24 protein-coding genes are annotated in these 22,966 nt (G+C 73.0%); 16 read left to right on the top strand and 8 right to left on the bottom strand.

Features of this window, described 5'->3' with window-relative positions:
- Positions 1–329: 329 nt before the first annotated feature.
- Positions 330–1,556 carry an ROK family transcriptional regulator gene (locus tag ABZS66_RS25980; protein ID WP_354761891.1) on the bottom strand — a complete coding sequence of 409 codons (1,227 nt, stop codon included), beginning with the start codon at positions 1,554–1,556 and terminating at the stop codon, positions 330–332.
- Positions 1,557–1,702: 146 nt separating this feature from the next.
- On the opposite strand from ABZS66_RS25980, the gene ABZS66_RS25985 reads away from it, so the two are divergent.
- The 7 genes from ABZS66_RS25985 (at position 1,703) to ABZS66_RS26015 (ending at position 9,839) form a co-directional block, all read left to right on the top strand.
- Positions 1,703–2,065 carry a zinc ribbon domain-containing protein gene (locus tag ABZS66_RS25985; RefSeq protein WP_354761893.1) on the top strand — a complete coding sequence of 121 codons (363 nt, stop codon included), beginning with the start codon at positions 1,703–1,705 and terminating at the stop codon, positions 2,063–2,065.
- 244 nt (positions 2,066–2,309) lie between these two features.
- Positions 2,310–3,155, top strand: coding sequence for a substrate-binding domain-containing protein (locus ABZS66_RS25990; RefSeq protein ID WP_354761895.1), 846 nt, complete (start codon positions 2,310–2,312; stop codon positions 3,153–3,155).
- Between the two features lie 566 nt (positions 3,156–3,721).
- A complete protein-coding gene (locus ABZS66_RS25995) occupies positions 3,722–4,993 on the top strand; it encodes an extracellular solute-binding protein (RefSeq protein WP_354761897.1) in 1,272 nt (423 codons plus the stop codon).
- A 56-nt stretch (positions 4,994–5,049) separates the two neighbouring features.
- Positions 5,050–5,982: a sugar ABC transporter permease gene (locus ABZS66_RS26000; RefSeq protein ID WP_354761899.1), complete on the top strand. Its 933-nt coding sequence runs from the start codon at positions 5,050–5,052 to the stop codon at positions 5,980–5,982.
- On the top strand, positions 5,979–6,806 hold the full coding sequence (locus ABZS66_RS26005) for a carbohydrate ABC transporter permease (protein WP_354761901.1): 828 nt from the start codon (positions 5,979–5,981) through the stop codon (positions 6,804–6,806). The genes ABZS66_RS26000 and ABZS66_RS26005 overlap by 4 nt, the downstream gene beginning before the upstream one ends.
- Positions 6,803–9,352: a glycoside hydrolase family 2 TIM barrel-domain containing protein gene (locus ABZS66_RS26010; protein WP_354761903.1), complete on the top strand. Its 2,550-nt coding sequence runs from the start codon at positions 6,803–6,805 to the stop codon at positions 9,350–9,352. Before ABZS66_RS26005 ends, ABZS66_RS26010 begins: the two co-directional genes overlap by 4 nt.
- Positions 9,353–9,359: 7 nt before the next feature.
- Positions 9,360–9,839, top strand: coding sequence for a hypothetical protein (locus tag ABZS66_RS26015; protein WP_354761905.1), 480 nt, complete (start codon positions 9,360–9,362; stop codon positions 9,837–9,839).
- Here the strand turns inward: ABZS66_RS26015 and ABZS66_RS26020 are convergent.
- From ABZS66_RS26020 to ABZS66_RS26035, 4 genes are all read right to left on the bottom strand, one after another.
- Entirely contained in the window at positions 9,836–10,519 is a 684-nt protein-coding gene (locus ABZS66_RS26020; protein WP_354761907.1) for a hypothetical protein, read from the bottom strand. The genes ABZS66_RS26015 and ABZS66_RS26020 overlap by 4 nt on opposite strands.
- Before the next feature lie 65 nt (positions 10,520–10,584).
- Positions 10,585–11,733, bottom strand: coding sequence for a DUF1996 domain-containing protein (locus tag ABZS66_RS26025; protein ID WP_354761908.1), 1,149 nt, complete (start codon positions 11,731–11,733; stop codon positions 10,585–10,587).
- A gap of 106 nt (positions 11,734–11,839) precedes the next feature.
- Complete coding sequence (locus ABZS66_RS26030) at positions 11,840–12,091, bottom strand: hypothetical protein (protein ID WP_354761909.1); 252 nt, start codon at positions 12,089–12,091, stop codon at positions 11,840–11,842.
- Positions 12,088–12,333, bottom strand: a complete 246-nt coding sequence (locus ABZS66_RS26035) for a hypothetical protein (RefSeq protein ID WP_354761910.1) — start codon at positions 12,331–12,333, stop codon at positions 12,088–12,090. Before ABZS66_RS26035 ends, ABZS66_RS26030 begins: the two co-directional genes overlap by 4 nt.
- 365 nt (positions 12,334–12,698) lie before the next feature.
- Here ABZS66_RS26035 and ABZS66_RS26040 point away from each other — a divergent pair, with 365 nt between their 5' ends.
- The 6 genes from ABZS66_RS26040 to ABZS66_RS26065 all read left to right on the top strand — a co-directional run bounded on the left by ABZS66_RS26040 (position 12,699) and on the right by ABZS66_RS26065 (position 16,577).
- Complete coding sequence (locus ABZS66_RS26040; protein ID WP_354761911.1) at positions 12,699–12,944, top strand: hypothetical protein; 246 nt, start codon at positions 12,699–12,701, stop codon at positions 12,942–12,944.
- A gap of 37 nt (positions 12,945–12,981) precedes the next feature.
- Positions 12,982–13,869, top strand: a complete 888-nt coding sequence (locus ABZS66_RS26045) for a helix-turn-helix transcriptional regulator (RefSeq protein WP_354761912.1) — start codon at positions 12,982–12,984, stop codon at positions 13,867–13,869.
- 47 nt (positions 13,870–13,916) lie between these two features.
- Positions 13,917–14,174 (top strand): hypothetical protein, encoded by a 258-nt coding sequence (locus ABZS66_RS26050; protein WP_354761914.1) that lies wholly within the window; start codon positions 13,917–13,919, stop codon positions 14,172–14,174.
- A gap of 108 nt (positions 14,175–14,282) precedes the next feature.
- Positions 14,283–14,864, top strand: coding sequence for a hypothetical protein (locus ABZS66_RS26055; protein WP_354761916.1), 582 nt, complete (start codon positions 14,283–14,285; stop codon positions 14,862–14,864).
- Positions 14,865–14,934: 70 nt separating this feature from the next.
- Entirely contained in the window at positions 14,935–15,546 is a 612-nt protein-coding gene (locus ABZS66_RS26060) for a TetR/AcrR family transcriptional regulator (protein WP_354761918.1), read from the top strand.
- Positions 15,543–16,577: an MBL fold metallo-hydrolase gene (locus ABZS66_RS26065; RefSeq protein WP_354761920.1), complete on the top strand. Its 1,035-nt coding sequence runs from the start codon at positions 15,543–15,545 to the stop codon at positions 16,575–16,577. Before ABZS66_RS26060 ends, ABZS66_RS26065 begins: the two co-directional genes overlap by 4 nt.
- Here ABZS66_RS26065 and ABZS66_RS26070 read toward each other — a convergent pair.
- From ABZS66_RS26070 to ABZS66_RS26080, 3 genes are read right to left on the bottom strand one after another with little or no spacing between them, the layout of a single operon-like run.
- Entirely contained in the window at positions 16,566–17,609 is a 1,044-nt protein-coding gene (locus ABZS66_RS26070) for an AI-2E family transporter (RefSeq protein ID WP_354761922.1), read from the bottom strand. The genes ABZS66_RS26065 and ABZS66_RS26070 overlap by 12 nt on opposite strands.
- Positions 17,606–20,281 (bottom strand): cation-transporting P-type ATPase, encoded by a 2,676-nt coding sequence (locus ABZS66_RS26075; RefSeq protein WP_354761924.1) that lies wholly within the window; start codon positions 20,279–20,281, stop codon positions 17,606–17,608. The genes ABZS66_RS26070 and ABZS66_RS26075 overlap by 4 nt, the downstream gene beginning before the upstream one ends.
- Positions 20,282–20,323: 42 nt before the next feature.
- Positions 20,324–20,803 carry a MarR family transcriptional regulator gene (locus ABZS66_RS26080; protein WP_354761926.1) on the bottom strand — a complete coding sequence of 160 codons (480 nt, stop codon included), beginning with the start codon at positions 20,801–20,803 and terminating at the stop codon, positions 20,324–20,326.
- A 78-nt stretch (positions 20,804–20,881) separates the two neighbouring features.
- On the opposite strand from ABZS66_RS26080, the gene ABZS66_RS26085 reads away from it, so the two are divergent.
- The 3 genes from ABZS66_RS26085 (at position 20,882) to ABZS66_RS26095 (ending at position 22,878) form a co-directional block, all read left to right on the top strand.
- The gene (locus tag ABZS66_RS26085; protein ID WP_354761928.1) at positions 20,882–21,688 is read left to right on the top strand and encodes an alpha/beta hydrolase; all 807 of its coding nucleotides are present in this window, start codon (positions 20,882–20,884) and stop codon (positions 21,686–21,688) included.
- Between the two features lie 94 nt (positions 21,689–21,782).
- Positions 21,783–22,217 (top strand): PLD nuclease N-terminal domain-containing protein, encoded by a 435-nt coding sequence (locus tag ABZS66_RS26090; protein ID WP_354761929.1) that lies wholly within the window; start codon positions 21,783–21,785, stop codon positions 22,215–22,217.
- A gap of 61 nt (positions 22,218–22,278) precedes the next feature.
- Positions 22,279–22,878, top strand: coding sequence for a DUF308 domain-containing protein (locus ABZS66_RS26095; protein WP_354761931.1), 600 nt, complete (start codon positions 22,279–22,281; stop codon positions 22,876–22,878).
- The last annotated feature ends 88 nt before the right edge of the window (positions 22,879–22,966 follow it).

Here is a 22,966-nt window from a genome sequence, read left to right on the forward strand (position 1 = left end):
CCACCACGGAAGGGCGCCACGCCCGGAGTGCATCGCTTGCCGACCCACGGATGGCGGCCGTGACCCGCGGCGCGATGACCGACTTTCATAATTAATCTATGCTCTCGTATCTGCGAAGCAATCTAAGGGCGCTCCGCCCGGACGTCAACCGGGGACGGACCCCGGACCAGCACGGCGACCGGATAGCGGCCCGATGCTCAACGCGCGGACCGGCCCGAGACCCGCGGCGCCGGGCGCGGGACGCGGGCGGGCGAGAGCTGGGGCCGCGGCCACGGCCCGGTACGCGGGCGGTACGCGGCCGCCGCGTGGGACGCCGGCGGTACGCGGGCTCAGGTCAGCGCCGCTACCTGAGGGCCGTGGCCCGGGGCGACCGAGCCCTGCAGGACCAGCGCGGCGCCGCCGATGGCGGCCGAGTCGCGGGGGTTGCTCGACAGGTCGACGTGGACGCCGTGGACGTCGCGGGCGAAGGCCCGCTCGGCCAGGCGGCGGCGGATCTCCGTGACGTAGATCGAGCCGGCCACGGCGAAGCCCGGGCCGGCCAGGACCAGGGTGTCGAGGTCCCACAGGTTGGCCAGGGTCACCGCGCCCTCGGCGAGCAGGGCCGCCGACTCGTCGATGAAGCGGCGGGCCTCGGCGTCGCCGTAGATGGCGGCGCGGGCCAGGACGTCGAAGGCCCGCGCGTCCGGGTCGTCGCGGTGGATCCGCAGGCGGGCGGCCAGGCCGCGGGTGGCGCGGGCGCGGGCGACGAGCCGGTGCGGGGCGGCGTACTGCTCCAGGCAGCCGCGGCTGCCGCAGTGGCAGGGCGCGCCGTCGCGGACCACGGTGAGGTGGCCGATCTTGCCGGCGTTGGAGCTGGCGCCGCGGTGCAGGGCGCCGTCGAGGACGACGCCGGAGCCGATGCCCGAGTTCATGTACAGGCAGCCGAACGTGCGCTCGCGGGAGATCTGGCGGCCCCAGAACTCGCCGATCGTGGCCGCGGCGGCATCCGTGTCGACGAGCACCGGCACGCCGAGCCGGCCCGTGAGGGCGTGCGCCAGGTCGAGGTCGGGCTGCGGCGGCAGGCCGGGCAGCGCCAGGAACCGGCCCCGCGCCACGTTCACCGGGCCCGGGCCCACCACGGCCATGCCGGCCACGCTCTGCGGGGGCAGGCCCAGGCCGTCGGTCACGTCGCGGTACAGCGTGGCGAGCCGGTCCACCACGGACCCCGGCCGGCCGTCGGCCGGGCCCGCGACGAGCTGCCGCCCGACGGTGCCGCCACGGGTGTCGGTGACGACGCAGGTGAGGGTGTCGGCGCCGACGTGGATGCCGACGCCGTACGCGGCGCGGGAGTTGATGACGAGCATGCTGCGCGGCTTGCCCCGCGTCGCGACCGTGTCGCCGGTCTCGCGCACGACGCCGTCGTCGATCAGGCGGCGCACGATGTTCGAGATCGTGGGCTGGGTCAGCCCGGTGGCCTTGACCAGCTCGACCCTACTGATCGGCCCGGACGAGCGGATGAGGTCGACGATGAGCGCACGGCTGCCGGGCCCCGCGGCCGCCGCCTCCCGTCGTGCCACCGTCGCCCACCTCTCGTCTCGCCGTACGCTGTCGCACGACTACGGTACGGGGACGAGACTAGCGGCGCGGACCCATGCGGGGGCGGCGGGAGTGCTTTTGTCGTACCCGCCTGGTAGGCGCCGCACGGACCGTCATCGCCTGGGCCGTGCAGCATCGGATCGGCACCCTCACCGTCGGCGACCCGCGCGGCGTCCTGCAGCTGGATGCTGGACGGCGGCAGAACCTCCGTCTCCGTCAATGGCAGGTCGGCCGCGCCATCGCCGTGCTTCGCGACAAGGCCGCGCTCGCCGGCATCACTCTGCGGCTCGTCGACGAGCGCGGCACCTCCTCCAGATGCCCCGCCTGCCAGCGCCGCGTCCGGAAGCCGGCCGGGCGGACCATGACTTGCACCAACTGCCGGACCATCGGGCACCGTGACCTGTTCGCGGCCGCCAACATCGCTGCTCGGACCGTCATCGGAACGAGCGCGGATCTCACGCCGCGGCGGCACCCATCGTGCCGACCGTGATAACGCACCGTCGAGCCGGACGGCATCTTCCTGGTGTCGGACCGTCCCGGCGTGACCCGCGCCGCCACCCGCCCCATCGCGGCGAGGCGACGGTACAAGGGTCGGTTGGCCAGCTGAGGCCCGCCCCGCCATCTACTACGGTGACGGGGAGTCGCTCGACCGCCTCACGCGGCGAGGAACCGCGACACGCTCGCCAACGTGGTGAGACTTCGCGGTCACAGCACTGGACGATTTCGGAGGGACCATGGCGACAGCAGCGCCCAGGCCGGGGACGCCGGTCGGCCTTGCCCTCGTCCGCGACGCCGAGGTTCTCGGCGCGGAGCCGTTCTTCCACGAGTTCATCGCCGGCATCGAGCGCATCCTGGTGCCGCTGGGTGTGCCGGTACTGCTGCAGGTCGTCGCCACCGTGGCCCAGGCCGCCGAGCGGATGCGCGCCTGGGCCCAGCACGGCCAGGTCCAGGGCATGATCCTCATCGACCTGCTCCCCGACGACGAACGCGTCGCGCTGGTCCGCAGGCTGCGCATGCCGACGGTCGTCATCGGCGACCCGGTCACTGCCGGCGGCCTGCCGACGGTGTGGACCCAGGACGACGTGGCGATGCGCGACGTGGTGTCGGCGCTCGTCGCGGGCGGCCACGAGCACCTGGGCCACGTCGGCGGCCCGGCCCAGATGGCGCACACGATCATCCGCCGCCACACGTTCGAGACCGCCGCGGCGTCGCTCGGCGCCCGCACGACGTCCTTCGAGGGCGACTACTCGGAGGCCGCCGGCGTCCGCGCGGTGGCCGACCTGGCCGCGCTCGCCCGCCGCCCCACCGCGCTGGTCTTCGACAACGACGTGATGGCCCTGGGCGCCCTGCACGAGGCGGCCCGCCTGGGCCTGGCGGTGCCGGACGACCTGTCCCTGGTCGCGTGGGACGACTCGGCGCTGTGCCAGCTGGCCGCTCCGCCGCTGACCGCGGTGAGCCACGACGTCCAGGAGCTCGGCGAGCTGGTCGGCCACACCCTGGCCGACGCGCTGGCGGGCGCGCCGACCGGCGTCGTCAACGCCCCGCCGGCCCGCCTGACGGTCCGCGGCTCCAGCCGCTAGCCCACCGCGGCGCCTCCCACCAAGGCACTCCCACGTCCCCAGCCCGCGCCCAAGTCCAGGCCCCAGCCCAGCCCAAGGCCCAGACCAGCGCGGGCGACGCCGCGCCGGGTAGATCTGCAACGCCGGCTCTCCAACTCACCGCCGCCTGCTTGCTTGACCTCGCCACAAGCGGCACTTTCATAGATTACTAATCTTAGTTATTGACTTCGGCGGGGGCGTCGAGGAAGCTGTCAGGCGAGCAAGGGCCGACACCAAGGCACGAGCGAGCGACACCGACAGCAAGCACCGAAGAAGCCAGCACTGCCGAATGCAAGCAAGAGGCACCGCCGATGCAGGCGGGCCAGCACCAAGCTGCGCCAACGGCAAACACCGCCGAAGCAAGCGCCCCGTTCACCCCCGCGGCGCGCCGTCCCGGGTCACACCCTGCCCGGATCACGCCCCACCCGCGACAGCGTCGATCGCCCGTGATCGACGCCGATGCATCCTGCCCTGCCCTGAACACCACCGCGCGAAGAAGTTGAGGAAGACCTATGGACCACCGCACCAGGCCGCGGTCCTTGCGTACCGTGGCCGCCTTCGTTGTCAGTGCCCTCGCGCTCGCCCCCGCGCTCGTCGCCTGCGGCGGCGACGACGGCGCGGCGAGCAGCGACTCCATCGACGTCGTCACCCGCTGGTCGGCCGGCAACTCGGCCGCCGCCGCCCAGAACCGGGTCCTGCAGGCGTTCACCGCCGAGACCGGGATCAAGGTCAACGTCACCGAGGGCCTCGAGACCATCGACGACCAGGTCGAGAACGCCGTCGCGGCCGGCAAGTCGCCCGACGTCGTGATCGTCAACCTGTTCGACAAGACCCTCGGCTGGCTCGACGCCGGGGTGACCGTGCCCGCCGACCAGTACGTCAAGGACTGGGGACTGGAGGGCAAGCTCAAGCCCGCCGCGCTGGACGAGTGGCGGGTCGGCGGCGCCGCCGGCGGCCAGCTGCAGGGGCTGCCGTTCTCCGGGTTCAGCTGGCCGCTGTGGTACAACAGCGACCTGCTCAAGCAGGCCGGCGTCGACAAGATCCCGGCGACGACCGACGAGCTCATCGCCGCGGCGGGCAAGCTGCGCGCCGCGAACATCGGGCCGCTCGTGGTCGGCGGCAACGACTGGACCGGGCAGAAGCTCTTCTACCAGATCGCCCAGTCGTACACCGACGCCAAGACCATGCAGCAGGTCATGCAGAAGGGCGGCTACTGCAGTACCGAGAAGGTCCTCGACGGCATCAAGCTGTTCACCCAGCTGCGCGACGCGGGCGTGTTCGTCGACAACGCGGCCGGGCTCATCGCCGACGGCATGTACGCCGCCTACTACTCGGGCAAGGCCGCGATCATGCCGGCCGGCTCGTGGGCGTACACCGAGTCGACGGCCGCCGGCACCGGCATCGACAAGCGCACGACGCTGGGCGGCTTCCCGATCCCGAGCGGCTCGACGTTCAAGAAGCCGGTGGCGTACCGCGGCTTCACCGGCGTCGGCTTCATGATCACCAAGCGCGGCGCCGAGCCGGGACGGATCGACAACGTGCGCAAGCTGGTGACGAAGTTCTATGCCGACACGGCGGTCGGCGACTTCGTCAAGGACTCCGGCATCCTGCCGCCGACCACGGGTGACTTCGCCTCGTACGCCACCAACCCGCTGCTGTCCCAGTCGCTCGGCCTCGACAGCACTGTGGACTACGCCGTGCTGCCCGACGTCTGGATCGGCGCGGCGTCGGACCGGATCATCCAGGTCCTCACCGGTGCCTACGGCAAGTCGACGCCGCAGCAGATCTGCGCCGGCCTCGACACAGCCACCAAGGGCTGACACCGACGAAGCGGGGGCCGCACGACCCGCGGCCCCCGCGACAGCGAAGGAAAGCGATGTCATCCACCAGCACGCTCACCCGTCCCACCACAGTGCGAACGCCCGCCAGAAGGCGCAATAACCCGTCGCGGGTCCTGTGGCTGACCGTCCCGTCCCTGGTCTGGTTCGCCGTCTTCGCCGTCGGCCCGCTCGCCGCGATGTTCGTCATCGCCACCCTGCGGTGGAAGGGCCTGCTGTACGAGCCGACGTACACCGGCACCGAGAACCTCCGCAAGGTCTTCGCCGACCCGGTGTTCTACGACGCGGTGCGCAACAGCGTCGTCCAGGTCGCCGTCGTCATCCCGGTGATGATCCCGCTCGCGTTCATGCTGGGGTACCACCTGCACACCAAGCCGCGCGGGTACCGCGTGCTGTCCGTGCTGTACTTCTCCCCCGGCCTCATCTCGATCTCCGTCACCGGCATGATCTTCTACGGCGTGCTGTCCCCGGACGGCGGCGTGAACGGCGTGCTGGGCGCGCTCGGGCTCGACACGCTCGTCACCCCGTGGCTCGCCGACCCGGCGACGGCGCTGCCGAGCCTCATCGCCATCGATCTCTGGCGCGGCGTCGGCTGGACCGCGGTGCTGTTCGCCGCGCGGCTGGCCAGCCTGCCGGCCGACGTGATCGAGGCGGCCCGCATGGACGGGGCCGGGCGCCTGCGGGTCATGTGGCAGATCGCGTTCCCGATGGTCAAGGACTACGTGCGGACGCTCACGATGCTGCAGTACCTCTGGACGCTCTTCACCTCGGCGGCGCTGATCCTGCTGCTGACCAAGGGCGGCCCCGGCACGTCGTCGACGACGCTGTCGTACCTGGTGTACGCGAAGGCGTTCGCCCAGCGCGACCTCGGCTACAGCCAGGTGGTCGGCGTCGTCCTGCTCGTCCTCGGCATCGCCGGGATGGCCCTCATCCGCACCCTGCTGCGCAGTTCCCTGGAGCACAACCGATGACCGCCCAACGTCAGCGACACCCGCTCGCGACCGCCCTGTCCTGGCTGTACGCGCTGCTGCTCGCCGCGCCGCTCTACTACCTCGCCGTGAGCGCCCTCAAGACCAACATCGAGATCTTCACGCGGCCGTTCGCGCTGCCGTCGCGCTGGCTGTGGGGCAACTTCGCCACCGCCTGGCGCGCCGCCGGGCTCGGGCAGGCGCTGGTCAACTCGCTGCTCGTCTCCGCCGTCGCGATCGCGCTGACGCTGGCGCTCGCGGTACCGGCGGCGTATGCCCTCGCCCGTCAGGACAACCGCCTCGCGCGGGTCATCACCGGGACGTTCTCCGCCGGGTTCCTCATCCCGCCGTTCGCGGCGCTGATCCCGACCGTGGTCCTGGCCATCAAGCTCGACCTGTTCTACACGCGCGAGTTCCAGATGCTGTTCCTGCCGGCCAGTGCGCTGCCGCTCTCGGTACTGCTGCTGACCCAGTTCATGAAAACGGTGCCGCCGGCGCTGGTGGAGTCGGCCGCCCTCGACGGCGCCGGGCACTGGCGGCTGCTCGGCAGCGTGTACCTGCCCATCGCGATGCCCGGAGTGGTCAGCGTGACGATCCTGCAACTGCTCACCTTCTGGAACGAGTACCTGTTCTCCCTGACCATCACCGGCACCGCGCCGGGCGTGCGCACCGTGCAGGTGGCGCTGCCGACGCTCGTCTCCGACGCCACCAACTTCGGCGTGCTCACCGCCGGCACCGTGCTCACGCTGCTGCCGGTCTACGTCGCGTACGCCATCGCCAGCCGCCGCATGCAGGAGGCGCTCACCGCCGGGGCGGTCAAGGGATGACACTCACCACGCAGGCGACGACCGCCGCAGCGACCCGCCTCGACCTCGGCGGCGAGTGGGAGCTCACCTGGGCCGGCGGCCCGTCCGACGCTCCCCCGGCCGTCCGCGGTGCGGCCGTCCCCGCACAGGTGCCCGGCGAGGTCCACACCGCGCTGCTGGCCGCGGGCCTGATCCCCGACCCCGACAGCGGATGGGGTGAGCTCGCCCAGTCGTGGGTCGGTCATTCGCATTGGGTGTACCGCCGCAGCGTGCACTGGCAGGCGGTGCCCGGCACGAGGACCGATCTGGTCGCCGACGGCCTGGACACCATCGCGGACGTGCTGGTCAACGGGCGGCTGGTCGGCGCCGCCCGGGACCAGCACCTCGCCCACCGGTGGCCGGTCGACGACGCGCTGCGGCCGGGCGACAACGTGATCGAGGTGCGGTTCGCCCCGGCCTGGGAGGCCGCCCTGGAGCACGAGCGCGCCCACGGGCCGCTGCCCAGCCCGTACGACGAGCCGTACGCCCACGTGCGCAAGGCCGCCGCGAACTTCGGCTGGGACTGGGGACCGCACTTCGTCACCGCCGGCATCTGGCGCGGCATCCGTCTCGAGACGTACACCGGCCGCATCGAGCACGTCCGCCCGCTCGTCCGGCTCGACCCCGCGCACGCGGTCGCCCACGTGACCGCGCACGTGCGGGTCGACGCGCCCGCCGGCACGCGGGTGCGGGCCGAGCTGACCGACCCGGCCGGCGGCACCGCCGCGGCGGGCACCGGGGTCGTCGCCGGCGACGAGGTCGCCATCACGCTGTTCGTCGTCAACCCCGAGCTGTGGTGGCCGGTCGGCCTCGGCGGCCAGCCGCGCTACCGGCTGCGGGTCGAGCTCGACCACGGCGGTACCACATTGGACACCACATCCGTCCACATCGGACTGCGGTCGGTCGCGGTCGACGAGTCGCCGGACGCCGCCGGCACCCGCTGGACGCTCGTCGTCAACGGCCGCCCGGTGAAGATCCGCGGGTACAACTGGATCCCCGACGACACCCTCGCCGGCCGCGCCACGCCGGAGCGGGTCGCGGCCCGCATCGACCAGGCCGTCGCCGGCAACGCCAACCTGCTGCGCGTCTGGGGCGGCGGGCACTTCGCCACCGAGGAGTTCCTCGACGCCTGCGACGAGCGCGGCGTGCTCGTCTGGCACGACTTCCTCTTCGCCTGCGCCGCCTACTGCGAGGACGACGACGTGACCGCGCTCGTCACCGCCGAGGCCGAGCAGGCGGTGGCGCGGATGTCGTCCCACCCGAGCCTGGTGCTGTGGTGCGGCGGCAACGAGACCGTCCTCGGCCGGCACCACTGGGGCTGGGCCGACCAGCTCGGCCAGCGCGGCTGGGGCGCCGCCTACTACCTCGACGTGCTCCCGCGCGTGCTGGCCCGCCTCGACCCGACCCGCCCGTACCTGCCGAACTCCCCGTGGTCCGGCACCCTCGACCGGGACCCGCTCGCCGACACCCACGGCCCGTCGCACCTGTGGAACCCGTGGAACACGGCCGACTACGCGCACTACCGCGACCACGACCCGGCGTTCGTCGCCGAGATGGGCTGGTGCGGCCCGGCCGCGTGGACGACCCTCGAACGGGTCCTCGACGGCGAGACCCCCGGCCCGGACTCCCCGCTGACCCGCCACCACCTGCGCGCGATCGACGGCCTGCACAAGCTGACCCGCGGCCTGCAGCCCCACGTCCCCACCCCGACGACGGGCGCCGACTGGCACTTCGCGACCCAGCTCGTCCAGGCCCGCGCGGTGGCCACCGGCGTCGAGTGGCTGCGCACCCGGGACCGCTGCGGCGGCGTCGTGGTGTGGCAGCTCAACGACTGCTGGCCGGCGATCAGCTGGTCCGCGGTCGACCACGCCGGCATCGAGAAGCCGCTGTGGCACGCGCTGCGCCGCGCGTTCGCGCCGCGCCTGGCGACGGTCCAGCCGGTCCGCCCGGGCCCGACCCACGACCCGTCCGGCCCTGAGGGCCTGGAGCTGGTCCTGGTCAACGACGGCACCTCGGCCTGGCACCCGGACGTCCTGATCCGCCGGGTCGGGCTGGACGGCAGCGAACACGCCCGCACCCTCCTTCGCCCGGAGTGCCCGCCGGGCTCGCTGGTCCGGGCGCCGATCGACATTGCCGGGTGCACGGACCCCCGCGCCGAGCTGCTCGTCGTCGACGTGGACGGCGCGCGGACCGTGTGGACGTACCGCCCGGACCGCGACCTGGCCCCGCTCCGCCCGTCCCGCCGGGTCGCCGTGACGGCGGCGGACGGCGCGCTGCACGTCACGGTGGATGCCGTGACCCTGCTGCGCGACGTGTGCGTGTTCGCCGACCGCCTGGCCGCGCCGCTGGGCCTGCCCCCGGCCGCGCTGGTGGTGGACGACGCCCTGGTGACGCTCCTCCCCGGCGAACGGCACGTCTTCCGGGTGACCACCCGGGACGGCCGCCCGCTGCCGCCGGCCCCGCTCCACGACGCGGTCCTCGATGCCGCGGTCCGCTCGGCGGGCGAGCTCACCAACGGCGGGAACTGAGCTGCTGGTGGTGTTCGACCTCGAGCCCGCCGGGTCACCGGTCGGGTCGGCGACGCTGCTGTTCGCGGGCCGGCCCGCTAGGGTCGGCGCGGTGCGGTTCGAGGACCTGGTGGCCGAGGCACAGGCCGTACCGCTGCGCGGCTGGGACTTCACCTGGCTCGCCGGCCGGACGAAGGGTTCGACCCCGACGTGGTCGTACCCGGCGCTGGCCGGCGAGCTGCTCCACCCGGGCGTGCGGCTGCTCGACGTCGACACCGGCGGAGGCGAGCTGCTGGCCTCCCTCGCCCCGTTGCCCGCGGGCAGCCTCGCGGTCGAGGGCTGGCCGCCGAACGTGCCGGTGGCTGAGCGGAAGGGGCGCCTGGCCGCAGGGGCGGGAGTAGCAGCGCCCACGCGGACAGGACGGCCGCGGCGGCGGTGGGGCTGGCGGTGCGAGGGGCCGCGCAGACACGGCGGGCGCGGCCGGCGGCGGTGGGAGCGGCCGGGCTAGCCGGTGACGGAGTGGCCGTTGGCGCTCAGTTCCTGGTAGCGGCTGATGTACTCGGCGCCGACCGCGGGCATCGCCGTGTGGTCGGTGTCGGCGAACCAGATCTCGTTCTCCAGCCAGTAGCGGCACAGGAACGTCTCGAACGACTCGCCGCAGAACACCACCTCGTCCGGCTGGTCGTCGTCACCGTAGTCGAGCGGGTCGAAGAACCCGGACGAGCAGACCACGGCGTGGTCGCGGCCGTCGCCGGTCAGGAACAGGTACCAGTACAGGCAGCCCTGCTGGTCGGCCAGGAACCGGACCAGGTAGCCGTCGCCGGCCGGGGCCCGGGCCGGGCCACGGCTGAGGTCGACATAGCACGCCGTGCAGGAGCGGACGCGCCGCTGCAGCTGCGCCGAGCCCATGAACGTGACGAACGCCGGTGGCAGGGCCAGGCCGATCCGCTCGCAGGCCGACCGCAGCTCGGGCAACTCCCGCGCCGGCGCCTCGCCCACGCACCACTCGCCGTGCGCGGGCTGCGTGGACAGCCACGACAGATCCCCGGACATCGCGAACGGCACCGGCGGCAGGTCCTCGAACCCGTACCGACCGTACGTCCCCACGTCGGGCCGGCCGCCCACCCCGGCGTCCTCGAGACCGATCCCCCACCAGAACGGACGGAACGGCGAATCCTCTGCCAGCACCCGGAAACCTCCTCGTAGCCCGCTGTCGCCGACAACATAGCCCCCGGGTACGACAAAAAAGGCCGCTACTTCTGGTAGCCGTAGTTGTCGCAGGTGCGCCGCTGCAGGACGCAGTTCTTGGTGCGGCTGTTCATGGTCGCCACGTCCCAGACCACGAAGGCGTCGCCGTGCATCGACGAGGCGCTCTTGCCCTCCTTGTCGGACGAGAGGTAGTAGCCCTCCGGGGTGCCCTTCGCGCCGTACTGGATGTCGAACGTGATCGCCGGGATCTTCACCGGATGGCTGGCCGGGCAGGCGTTGCCCCCGCCGAAGGCCACGTGGTCCTTGTGGTTGGGGCTGTCCAGGTGCTTGCCGTCCCAGCAGTCCGGGAACTGCATCATGAAGTGCAGCGTCGCGGTGCCGCCACAGATGGGCCAGTTCCCGTTGGTACTGCGGGCAATCCCGTCGAGGTCCCCGGGCCCGTAGAAGGCGCAGTAGAACTGCCCCCTCGCGCCGCGCGGGGTCGGCTGCGACTTCTTGGCGTCGCCGGAGATCATGCGCAGCCCGTTGGGCATCGGCAGCACCCCGGCCGACGAGCTCATGAGCGACCGGTAGTACACCCGGAACCCGGTGGTCTCGACCGGCTTCCCGCTGGCGATGTCGTACAGCGTCGGCACCCAGTACGCGGAGTGGTCCTGGGCGGGCTTGCACGTCGTGGCGGTGAACTTCATGAGGTCGGCGGGCGTGGTGTCCGCGTTGACGGCCTTGTTCCCGACGAACGAGTGCATGTGCGAGGCGCCCGCCAGCCCCGGGAACACGATCGGGTCGTCGGCGAGCGAGTGGCTGTACTGGCAGTCGGCCCGGAACTCCGGCAGGTTCCCGACGCCGGCCGGCACCGGATCGACGGCGAGCGCCTTGAACGCGTCGACCTGCGCCTTCCAGGCCCCCTGGTCGACCGGGACCCACCCGCCGGCGGCGACCGGCGCCTTGGTCGTGGCCGACGGCGCCGCGGATCCGGAGGGCGCGACGGAGGCGGCACCGGACGCGGCGCCGAGCGCGGCCCCGGCGTCGGCCGCCGCGCCGCCCTCGAGGGCACTGTCCACGCTGGAGGGTGTGGGTGCGGCGGTACCGCCGGTCAGGTACACCACCCCGCCCGCCACGACGATCATCACGACGGCGCCGGCGCCGGCCAGCAGCCCCCACCGCTGCAGCAGGCGGGATTCACGGAACGACACGGACTCTCCCCCAACACCAGGACTCCACGGCCGCGCGTATGGTAGGCGGCCCGGACCGCGCCGCCATAGATCTCTAACGCAGCCTTAAACCGGAGAACAGGTTTCCTCAGACTGCTCCCCCGCCGGCCCCGGCCCGCCGGGCCTCCTCCCGCCGGGCCCGGACGGCGAGCCGGAGCGCCGGCCACAGCCGCAGCCGGCGCGAGCTGTCACAGGCGGCGATGAGCCGGGCGAGCCCTTCGCGCTCCTCCGGCGGCACCATCGCGATGACGATGACGACCGGCAACGCGGCGGCGACGAGCTCGGTCAGCACGATGAGCCCCAGCGCCCCCGCGGCGACGATGACGACGTACCCGGTCACCGCACGGCCGCCCAGGCCACGACGACGACCATCACGAGCACGACCACGCTGCCGAGCGCAGCGGCGGCCGCGGCCGCGGCGGCCTGCATCAGCGCCCCGATGAGGAAGAGCGCCCGCTTGAGCGAGCCCAGGACGACCACCACGCAGACCATGGCGACAGCCAGGACCGCGACCGGCTGCTGCGTCCAGAACACGTCACCGACGTCCGTGGGCGACGGCGAGGTGGAGAAGAGGAAGGACATGACGACCTCCGATCTGGCGCCTGCGCGGGATCGCCGCGCATATTCACCCTTGCGGGTCGTGACCACGTCGTCCGAGGCCCCACGGTCACCGCCAGTCACACTGGTCGGCGGAAGTCGTTACGCCTCTGTGACCCTTGAGCCGAATATGCATCGCTATGCATCAGATCGCAACTGCCATTCCGATGAGTGAATATCATTCATCTCAGCGATGACGCTGGGTGCACATTCGGACACGGCTTCGGCATCAGCGTGCGAGCGAATCACCGGCCGGGTTGCTTGCGTCCCCACCCGCGTGTGGTTAGGTAATGCCCAACACTGGCGCTTCCCGCACGCAGGCCTTGACAACAGGCGTACTCTGATGCGGCGTGAACTATGACAATCCGGATCTCACGGACACCGTGACTGGCGGCACCGCGCCGACGCTGACCCTCGTCACCACGCTGTGCGGCGGAGGCACCTGCCCGACCGTATATCGGACAGATCGGGGCACCCTGGTCATCCAGGGCTACACCGTCACAGCCGAGAACGTGGCCATCGATCTGCCCGCCGGAGAGCAGTTGGTGGAGATCCCCGCTGAACTCCTTGCGGCGGCTATGCAGGCGGGCGCATAACATGGTCTCCTGACCACGTGAAAGGGGGCGAGTTGCGATGACGGACTCGCCCAACCCCGCCGACCAGCCGGTCGAGCCGGTGGGCGCCGTCCTGGCCCGGTGGCGCAAGCGGCGGAAGCTGACCGGCCAGGCTCTCGGCAGCCGGGTGGGGATGACCCAGTCGAAGATCTCCCGGCTCGAGACCGGCGCGGTCGCGGCCGAACCCGGCGACGTGCGGCTGCTCGCGGAGGAGCTCGGGATGCCCCCCGCGGAGGTGGAGCGCATCGTCGAGCTGGCCGAGCGCTCCGACGACCGGCTCACCGACTGGACCTCGGCGCAGCCCGGACTCTCGGCCCGCCAGCGGGAGATGGGCCGGATCGAGGAGTCCGCGCGGGCGCACCGCGTCTTCCAGCCGACCGTGGTGCCCGGCCTGATCCAGACCAGTGAGTACGCACGGGCGATCCTGTCCTCGTTCAAGGACGAGCTGGACGACGCCCGGATCGCCGACTCGCCCGTCGCCGTGGCCGAGGCGGTCAACGCCCGCATGCGGCGCAGCCAGATCCTCTTCCTGCCCGACCGCACCTTCCACTTCCTGATCACGGAGCAGGTGCTGCGCAACCGGGTGTGCGACCCGGCGGCGATGGTCGCGCAGATCGCCCGCCTCCGTGAGGTGGCCGCCTATCCGAACGTCGACCTGCGGATCATCGCGGACGACGCCGAGCTGCCCATCGCGCCCTACCACGGGTTCTACGTCGCCGACGACCGCTGGGTCATCGTCGATCTCTTCAATGCCAGCGTCCTGTCGAAGGGTCGCCGGACGGTCCACACCTATCGCCGGGTGTTCGACGCCCTCGAAGGCGTGGCATCGACCGAGATCGGTGATCTCCTCGACGACTACCAGGCCCGCTACGCACGGATGCTGCTGCCGGACTCCATCGCCGGCTGAGCGCGCCCGCGCTTGTCGGGGCGCACCGGAGTTCCTACCTTGGGAGTATGCCGAACCACGAGGATGCCGGCTTCCCCCTGGCCGCCGAGGGTCCGCCGGCCACCCCGGAGACCAGCCCACGACTGGTGAGCAGCCTGTGCGGCGGTGGCAGCTGCCCGACCGTCTACGCAACCGACCGCGACACCGTGCTGGTGCAGGGCAACGCGGTCACCGGGTTCGCCGTCCCTGACGGTGAGCTGCTCGTCGAGATACCGCGGGACCTGCTGATCGAGGCGGCCCGCCGGATCATGGCGCAGGACGCCTGATCTCGAATCCGTCTTCCGCTCGACGACGCGCGGGCTGACCCCCAGGACGGCACGAACCGGCGTGCCGCCAGACCGGCGCGCTTGCCGGGCGGTGCCACGATCGGGTCCGTGAGCGACTATCGGCCCACCGAGGCGTCGTACTTCCTGCTCGCGCTCCTGCCGCCCGCCGCCGGGCTGGCCTTTCTGCGGTCCCTCTGGCTCTCCGGCGACGTCGACGGCGGGTGGGTCTGGCTCTGGGCCGGGCTCGCCGCCGGGGTCGGGGCCGGGGCCGCCCTCGCGCCCTACCTGCGGACCCGGCCCGGCATCGCGCGGCGGTCGCCGCAGACCGTCGCCGCCGTCGCGCTCGCCGCGTTCGGGGTGCCCACGCTCGGGGACGTCCGCTTCGCGCCCGTGTACGCGCTGCCGGCCACGGCGTTCATCACCGGGCTCGCGCTCGTCGCGTGCGTCGTCTGCGTGCTGTGGGTCGCCGGGAAGTACCGGATCGAGGTCCGGCACCGGGCCACGGTCTGCGTCGGGACGGCCGGGGACGACGACTTCTACCAGGCGTACTGCGAGTGTGGCTGGCGCAGCCGGCGGCTGCCCATGACCCGCGACGACACGTCCGAGGAGCAGGCGTTCGCCGCCGCGCGCCGGCACACCCCCAAGGTGCGCCGCGGGGTCGTGGCCGGGTACTACCCGCCGCTCAAGTGAGCCAGGTCGCTGTCGGTGCGCACCGGCGGGGGTATTCTGACGGTGATCGTTCAGCAATAGGATGGTGGCGATGCGCGCAGCGATGCCGGGACGGCCGCGCGACCCGCAGGTGGACCGGCGGATCGCCCGGGCCGCCCTCGACGTGTTCGGCGAGGGCGGCTGCGCCGGGTTCGCGATGGAGACCGTGGCGCGCCGCGCCGGGGTCGGCAAGGCGTCGCTGTACCTGCGGTGGAGCACCAAGGAGGCGCTGCTCACCGACGCGCTGACGGCCGGCCTGGTCCGGGTCAGCGACGTCGACACCGGCACCCTGCACGGCGACCTGGTCGAGCTGGCGACCCAGGTGCTCGGCCTGTACGCGGGCCCGTCCAGCCGGGCGGCGCTGCGCCTGTCGCTGGAGGCCCCCGCGATCCCCGGGGTCGGCGAGCACTACGCGGCGATGCGCCTGGCGCAGATCAGGGCCGCCCGGGCGATCGTGCGCCGCGGCATCGACCGGGGCGAGCTGCCCGCCACGGCGTCGGTGACGCTGCTGCTGGACACCCTCGTCGGCGGGGCGATGATGCACGCGCTGAGCACGCCGCCGGACCGGCGGGCGGCGCTCGCCGCCGACACCGCGGGCCACGCCCGGCGGCTCGTCGACTTCCTGCTGCACGCCGTCACCGCGCCGGCCGGGGCGGGCGCGTGATCGTCACCGGTACCGCACAGCACCGCGCCTGGCGGGAGCGCGTCCTGCCGCCGGTGGAGCACGTCCGCCCCGACGTGTGGTCGGTTCCCGTCCCGATTCCGCACAGTCCCCTGCGGTACACCATCTGCTATGTCTTCCTCGACGACACCGGCGCCGTCGTGGTGGACCCCGGCTGGGACACCCCCGAGGGGCGGGCCGCGCTGACCGCCGGGCTGCGGACGGCGGGTGCGGGCGTCGGGGACGTCACCGGCGTCGTCGTCACCCACGTCCACCCGGACCACCACGGGCTCAGCGGCTGGCTGCGGGAGTCCGGCGGGGCCTGGATCGGCATGCACCCGGCCGAGGCGCGCTCGCTGCCCGGCCGGGTGTGGCGCGACCGCGAGCCGGGCCTCGACCGCGCCTGGCTGCTGCGGCACGGCGTGCCCGCGGCCGACGCGGCGGTGCTGGCCGCCGACCTCGGCCGGATGGACCACCTGCTCGGCATGGCCGAGCCGGACCGCGCGATCGAGGACGGCGACGTGCTGCCGCTCGCGCGGCACGAGGTGCGCGCGGTCTGGACCCCCGGGCACACCCCCGGCCACCTCTGCCTGCACGACGCGAACGCCGGGATCCTGCTCACCGGCGACCACCTGCTGCCCCGGATCAGCCCGAACATCGGCGTGCACGTCGGCACCGACGGTGACCCGCTCAGCGCCTACCTGGCGTCGCTGGAGCAGACCGCGAAGTTCGCCGCGGACGAGGCGCTGCCGGCCCACGAGTACCGCTTCCGGGGCGTCGACGACCGCGCGGCCGCCCTGATCCGCCACCACGGCGAGCGCAACGAGGAGATCCTCCGGGCGATCGCCACGCTGGGGCCGGCCACCGCGTGGGAGGTCGCCGCCGAGCTGACCTGGTCGCGGGGCTGGGCGTCGCTGCAGGGCATGCTGCGCCGCATGGCCCTGGCCGAGACGCTCGCCCACCTGCACCACCTGGCCGCGTCGGGCCTCCTGCGCGGCTCGCCGGAGGCACCGGCGCGGTGGTCACTGCGCTAGGTCCGGCGCCGGATCCGGCGGCGGTGGCGCGGCCTTCGCACCGGCCCGGGCCGACCACCAGGTGCGGGCGATCGCGGCCAGCGGCGGGGCCAGGAACACCCCGCAGAGGCCGCCCAGCGCGGCGCCCAGGACCGTCGCGGCCAGGACCACCACCGGGTGGAGGTTCAAGGCCCGACCGAACACGAACGGTCGGAGGATGCCCTCCAGGACGTTCTGGGTGATGAGGACGATCACCACCATCCACACGGCCGCGGTGACGCCCCCGGAGCCCAGGGCGAGCAGCACCGCGAAGATGGCCGAGACCCAGGCGCCCAGGTAGGGCACGAAGGCGGCTACGAACGTGACGATGGTGATGGTCAGCAGGAACGGCACCCGCAGCACCGCCGCGCCGAGGGTGATGACGGCCGCGTCCATGAGCGCCACGACGGTGGTGCCCACGATGTACCGCCGCAGCTGCGTCGCCGCGTGTTCGACGAGCTCGTGCGACGGGCCGATCGAGGGCGGCAGCCGCCGCTCGATCGCGGCGACGACGCGGGGGCCGTCGCGCAGCATGTAGTACAGCAGGTACACGCCGGCCAGCAGGCCGATCGCGACCTGACCGACGATGACCGCGCCGTTGGCGACCGCGGAGCCGACGCCGAGCAGCGCGGTACGCCAGGTCGCGGACTTGAGGATGGTCTGCACCGGGTCGGCGCCGATCGCCTCCTGCAGTCGGCGGCCGGCCTCGACCAGCGCGGGCTTCCAGTCCGCCGCCTGCCGCACCAGGACCCAGACGAGCAGCCCGCCGACGATCGCCAGGGCGAGCGGCACGACGAGCGCGCCGAGCAGCGACGCCGGGCCCGCCGCCAGCCCGAACCGGCGCAGCCGGGCGACGAGCGGCTGCACCACGGCGGCGATGACGATCATCAGGAGCAGCGGCATGACGAACGGCACGAGGATGCCGATCGCCGCCGCGAGCAGCGCCGCGCCGCCGATCGCGCCGGCGACCGACCACCCGGTCCGGCCCAGCCGGGCGAGCCATTCGGGCCTCACCGGCGCAGCACCGCCTTCCGGACCTCCGTCACGACGAGGACGGACGCGGCGGCCACGGCACACACCAGCCACTGGCCCAGGTCCAGGTGCACGGTGTCGAGGAGCCGCTGGAAGGGGCCGAGCTCGGTGGCGAGCACGATCGCCAGCAGCGACAGGCCGCTCGCGACCACGAAGCGCCGGTCGTCGAACGTGTCCAGGCTGAAGACCGAGCGGGTCTGGCTGCGCACGGTCGCGGAGAGGTACAGGTTCAGCAGTGAGAACGTGGTCAGGCCCATGGTGCGCGCGGTCTGGCGGCCGTAGACGGCGTCGGCCCAGGCGAGCACGGCGAGGGTGGTGACGCCGAGGACGACGCCGAGCACGCCGAGCCAGGCCAGGGTGCGCCCGGGCAGCAGCGGCTCGTCACCGCCGCGCGGCGGGCGGCGCATGATGTCGGGCTCGGGGCGGCCGTAGCCGAGGCCGATCGCCTGGAAGACCTGCGTGGTGAAGTTGACCCACAGGGTCTGCAGCGGGAGGAACGGCACGCCGGCGGCGACGCCGAAGATGCCGGCGCCGAGGAACGTGGCGATGAAGCCGATCAGGGCGCCCATCTGGAAGTAGACGTACCGCTTGAGGTTGTCGTACAGCGCCCGCCCGATCGCGACGGCCTTGACGATGGTGGCGAAGTCGTCGTCGGTGAGGATCATCGCGGCGGCTTCCTTCGACACGTCCGTGCCCGTGATCCCCATCGCGATGCCGATGTCGGCGTGCTTGAGCGCCGGCGCGTCGTTGACCCCGTCGCCGGTCATCGCGACGATGTGCCCCTGCCGGCGCAGGACCTCCACCAGCCGCACCTTGTGCTCGGGCGTCACCCGGGCGATCACGCCGATGCCGTCGATCTCGCGCAGCGCCTCGTCGTCGTCCATCGCGGCGAACTCGGCGCCGGTGATGGCGCGGCCGGTGATGCCGAGCTGCTTCGCGATGGCGCCCGCGGTGACCGCGTGGTCGCCGGTGATCATGCGGACCTGGATGCCGGCCGCCTGCGCGGTCGCGATCGCGTCCTTCGCCTGCGGCCGGGGCGGGTCGACGATGCCGGCGAGGGCGAGCAGGGTGAGGTCGTCGAGCGCGCCGAGCAGGTCGCCGTCGGGGTCGAACGTCGCCGGGTCGAAGTCCTTGCGGGCGGTGGCCATCACCCGCAGGCCCTGGCCGGCCATGCGCTCGTTCTCGGCGAGGTACCGCCCGCGCAGGTCGTCGTCGAGCGGCGCCGACCCGCCGTCCCGCGTCACCACGGCGCCGGCGCGGGCCAGCAGCTGGTCCGGCGCGCCCTTGACGAAGCAGCGCACCACGCCGTCCATGCGGTGGAATGTGGCCATCAGCTTGTAGGCGGCGTCGAACGGCACCTCGGCGATGCGGGGGTACCGCTCCCGCGTCGACGCCACGTCGAGGTGCCCCTTCTCGGCGAGGACCGCCAGCGCACCCTCGGTCGGGTCGCCGACGAGCCGCCCGGCGGTGACGACCGCGTCACTCGCGAGCGCCATCGGCAGCAGGAAGGGCTCCAGCGGTACATCGGGATCCCCGGCCACCCGCCGGATGTCCCCCTCGGCGGCGTAGCCGGTACCGCTCACCGAGTAGCGCCGGCCCGGGATCGCCAGCTCGGCGACCGTCATCTGGTTCAGCGTCAGCGTGCCGGTCTTGTCGGAGTTGATCGCCGACGTCGACCCGAGCGTCTCGGTCGAGCGCAGCCGCTTCACGATCGCGTTGGACCGGGCCAGCAGCTGTGTGCCGAGGGACAGGATCGTGGTCACCACGGCCGGCAGCCCGGTCGGGATCGCCGAGATGGCGAAGGCGATGGCCGCGGTGATGACGACGTCGAACGTGTTGCCGCGGGCCAGGCTCAGCAGGACCGACAGCAGCAGGGCGACGCCGGCCACGAGCAGGATCTGGTTGGTCAGCCGGGACAGCTGCCGGGTCAGCGGCGTCGGCGGCTCCTTGCCGGTCTGCAGCATCCCGGAGATACGGCCCACCTCGGTGGCCATGCCGGTCGCGGTGACCACCATCTCGCCGGTACCACGGGTGACGTTCGTATGCATGTACGCCATGTCGGCCCGGTCGCCGAGCGGCGCGGCGGCCGCGGCGACGGCCGCCGCGTCCTTGCCGACCGGCACGCTCTCGCCGGTTAGGGCGGACTCGTCGACCTCGAGCCGCGCGGTGCGCACCAGCCGCCCGTCGGCGGGCACCCGGTCGCCGGCCTCCACGAGCACCACGTCCCCGGGCACGAGGTCCTCGGCCGGTACCTCGTCCGCCCGCCCGTCCCGCCGCACCCGGGCCCGCGTGATCATCGCCTGCTGGAGGGCGCTCACGGCGGCCGCGGCCTTGCCCTCCTGCCGCAGCCCGAGCACGGCGTTGAGCAGGGTCAGTGCGATGAGCAGCAGGCCGGTGCCGTGCTGGCGGATGAGGAGGATGCTGCCGAGCCCGGCCACGAGCAGCACGATCTGCATCGGGTCGGCGTACTGCCGCGCGAACGCCCGCCATCGCGGCTCCCGCCGCGCCTCGGTGAACCGGTTGGGGCCGTAGCTCGCCCGCCGCCGTTCGACCTCACCGGCGTCGAGCCCGTCCTGCGGCTCGACGTGCTCCGCCGCGAGCGCGTCGGCGACCGACAGCGCGTGGAAGGGCGGCTCCTGCGTCTCCGGCAACACGCTGGTCCCCATGGCCCGGGCAGGTACCCGCGCCGCGGCCGCTCACCCCTGCGCGCCCGCCGACCACCCGGGTCCCCTCACCCGCGTCACGACGCCGGTCACGGTGCCGAGGAAGCGCCGCACCGTGTCCAGTTCGGCGTCGGAGAACGCCCGGGTCGCGGTCACCACCTCGGTGATGAGCGGCCCGAAGAACGCCCAGCCCAGCGCCACCGCCCGCTCCTCGACCACCACATGGACCCGGCGGCGGTCCCGGGTGTCGCGGATCCGGCGGACGTGGCCGGCCCGCTCCAGGCGGTCGATGAGGCCCGTCGTCGAGGCCGAGTTCAGGCCGAGTTGCTCGCCGAGCCATCCCGGCGTGGCCACGGTCCCGTCCCGGCCGGCGTCGAGGAGGGCGATCAGCGCGCGCAGGTCGGTCGGGTGGAGCCGGTTGGCCGCGGCGAACTCGGCCGCGAGCAGGTCGAACTCGACGGTGAGGCCGCGCAGCAGGTGGACGAGGCGCAGCCCCGGATCCTGATCGTCCATGACACACCCCTTGACGACAGACTGTCTCGGTCACCGAGAATATAGGTCACCGAGACACCTTGCCCAGGAGGTCCCCCCATGTCGGAGTTCTTCACCGCCTACGACGCCGTCCTGGCCCGCTGGCCGGTTGCCGTCGAACCGGTCGACGTGCCGTCGTCGTACGGCACGACCAGGATCAACGCCTGCGGCCCCGCCGGCGCCCCGGCGCTGGTCCTCCTCCACGGCGGTGGCGCGACGTCCACGGTGTGGTTCGCGACCGTCGGGGAGCTGAGCCGCGACCACCGGGTGTACGCGGTCGACACGATCGGCGACGCCGGCCGCAGCGTCGCCGACGGGCGCCCGATCGACCACATGGACTGGCTCGACGGCGTGCTCGACGGCCTGGGGCTCGATCGGGCCACGCTGTGCGGGCACTCCTACGGCGGCTGGATCGCCCTGAGCTACGCCGTCCACGCGCCACACCGGGTCGACCGGCTCGCGCTGCTCGACCCGACCGACTGCTTCTCCGGCCTGCGCCTGGCCTATCGGCTGCGGGCCGTGCCGGTGCTCGCGCGGCCCACCCCCGAGCGCCTGCGCGCGCTCGTGCGCTGGGAGACCGCCGGGGCGCCGCTCGACGAGGGCTGGCTGCGGCTGATGTGCCTCGGCGCCACGTTCCCGAAGTCGAGGCTCGTGCTCCCACGCCGCCCGGCCGCCGCCCCGTTGCTCCCGGTGCTGGTCCTGCTGGCGGAGCGCAGCCGGGCCCACGACATCCGCGCGGTGGCCGCGACCGCCGAGCGCCTGCTGCCGGACGTCTCGACCGCGGTGCTGCCCGGCGCCTCCCACCACACGATCCCGACCGAGCACGCCAGGCACCTCACCCGCGAACTCACCAGATTCCTCGTCTGATCACCCGGGCCGGGGGATGGCCGGCGGCGAACCGAGTACCACGCTGAATCCACGGGCTAGCCCAGACCGAGTTCTTCCGAACCGGAGGTAGGCGATGGACGTAACGTTCGGCGAGATCCTGCTGTCGACCGTGTGGTTCATGCTGGTGTTCGCCTGGATCTGGCTGATGGTGAGCATCCTGACGGATCTGTTCCGGGATCCGTCGATGTCGGGATGGGGCAAGGCGGCGTGGACACTGTTCCTCATCGTGTTGCCGTGGATCGGCGCGCTGGCCTATCTGGTCGCGCGTGGCCGGTCGATGAACGAACGGGCCGCGGAACGGGCCCGGCAGCAGGAGGCGCGGATGCGCGAGTACGTGCGCGAGGTCGCGAACGAACCCGCCACGACGGCATCCGCATCCGGCAGCACGAGCGACGACCTCGTCAAGCTCGCCGACCTCCGGCAGCGCGGGGTGCTGACCCAGTCCGAGTTCGAGCGGGCCAAGGCGGTGCTGCTCGGCTCGAACGGGAATGTGCCACAGCGGGCCTGACCATGCACGCGGGGCGCGGAGACCTCCGCGCCCCCCTTTTTCTCCGGGGAGGTCGTCGCTGATGACCACCGTTCCGGGCCGCGCCACCGGCACCGTCGCACACGGGCGGGTGACCCTCCCGTTCTGGCAGCTGCTGGCCGCCGGCATCCTGACCGTCGTGTTCGGCCTGGCCGTGCTCGCCTGGCCCGCGGCGACCCTGCGCCTGATCGGCGTCCTCGCCGGCCTCTGGCTGCTCGCCATCGGCCTGACGCGGGTGATCGGCGTCTTCCGCCGCGCGCCCGGCGCCGAGCACCGCGTCACGACCCGCCAGATCGTCGACGGCGCCTTCGGCGTCCTGCTCGTCGTCATCGGCCTGGCCTGCCTGCGCGAGGTCGCGGCGGGCGTGACCGCGGTGGCGGTCCTGCTCGGCCTGGCCTGGCTGCTCAGCGGCTTCGCGGAGCTGCTGCTGGGCATGTTCGCCGAGGGCCGCACCCGCACCTGGCTGCTGGTCATCGGCGCGCTGTCGGTGGCGCTGGGCCTGCTGTTCCTGGCCTGGCCCGGCCTGACGCTGCACGCGCTGGTCCTGCTGACGGGCATCACGGCCCTGGTGATCGGCATCGCCGAGATCGTGGTGGCCTTCGAGTCCCGCCACCATGCGACGGCGACCTCCGCGAACGCTTGACCGACCGGAGCGCTGCGCCTGGCTGCTGCCGCCGACCGGCGGCGCGGTCAGGCGTTGAGCTTGGCCGCATGCGGACCACGCGGTCGGC

Source organism: Dactylosporangium sp. NPDC005572 (genome assembly GCF_040605515.1).
In the GTDB taxonomy this organism is placed as follows: domain Bacteria; phylum Actinomycetota; class Actinomycetes; order Mycobacteriales; family Micromonosporaceae; genus Dactylosporangium.

Excerpts from the sequence above, each read along its gene's own strand:
- ABZS66_RS26085 (WP_354761928.1), top strand. The coding sequence starts at position 20,882 with ATGTCGGAGTTCTTCACCGCCTACGACGCCGTCCTGGCCCGCTGGCCG.
- ABZS66_RS26090 (WP_354761929.1), top strand. The coding sequence starts at position 21,783 with ATGGACGTAACGTTCGGCGAGATCCTGCTGTCGACCGTGTGGTTCATG.
- ABZS66_RS26080 (WP_354761926.1), bottom strand. The coding sequence starts at position 20,803 with ATGGACGATCAGGATCCGGGGCTGCGCCTCGTCCACCTGCTGCGCGGC.
- ABZS66_RS26050 (WP_354761914.1), top strand. The coding sequence starts at position 13,917 with ATGCCGAACCACGAGGATGCCGGCTTCCCCCTGGCCGCCGAGGGTCCG.
- ABZS66_RS26010 (WP_354761903.1), top strand. The coding sequence starts at position 6,803 with ATGACACTCACCACGCAGGCGACGACCGCCGCAGCGACCCGCCTCGAC.
- ABZS66_RS26095 (WP_354761931.1), top strand. The coding sequence starts at position 22,279 with ATGACCACCGTTCCGGGCCGCGCCACCGGCACCGTCGCACACGGGCGG.
- ABZS66_RS26045 (WP_354761912.1), top strand. The coding sequence starts at position 12,982 with ATGACGGACTCGCCCAACCCCGCCGACCAGCCGGTCGAGCCGGTGGGC.
- ABZS66_RS26060 (WP_354761918.1), top strand. The coding sequence starts at position 14,935 with ATGCGCGCAGCGATGCCGGGACGGCCGCGCGACCCGCAGGTGGACCGG.
- ABZS66_RS26005 (WP_354761901.1), top strand. The coding sequence starts at position 5,979 with ATGACCGCCCAACGTCAGCGACACCCGCTCGCGACCGCCCTGTCCTGG.
- ABZS66_RS25990 (WP_354761895.1), top strand. The coding sequence starts at position 2,310 with ATGGCGACAGCAGCGCCCAGGCCGGGGACGCCGGTCGGCCTTGCCCTC.
- ABZS66_RS26000 (WP_354761899.1), top strand. The coding sequence starts at position 5,050 with ATGTCATCCACCAGCACGCTCACCCGTCCCACCACAGTGCGAACGCCC.
- ABZS66_RS26035 (WP_354761910.1), bottom strand. The coding sequence starts at position 12,333 with ATGTCCTTCCTCTTCTCCACCTCGCCGTCGCCCACGGACGTCGGTGAC.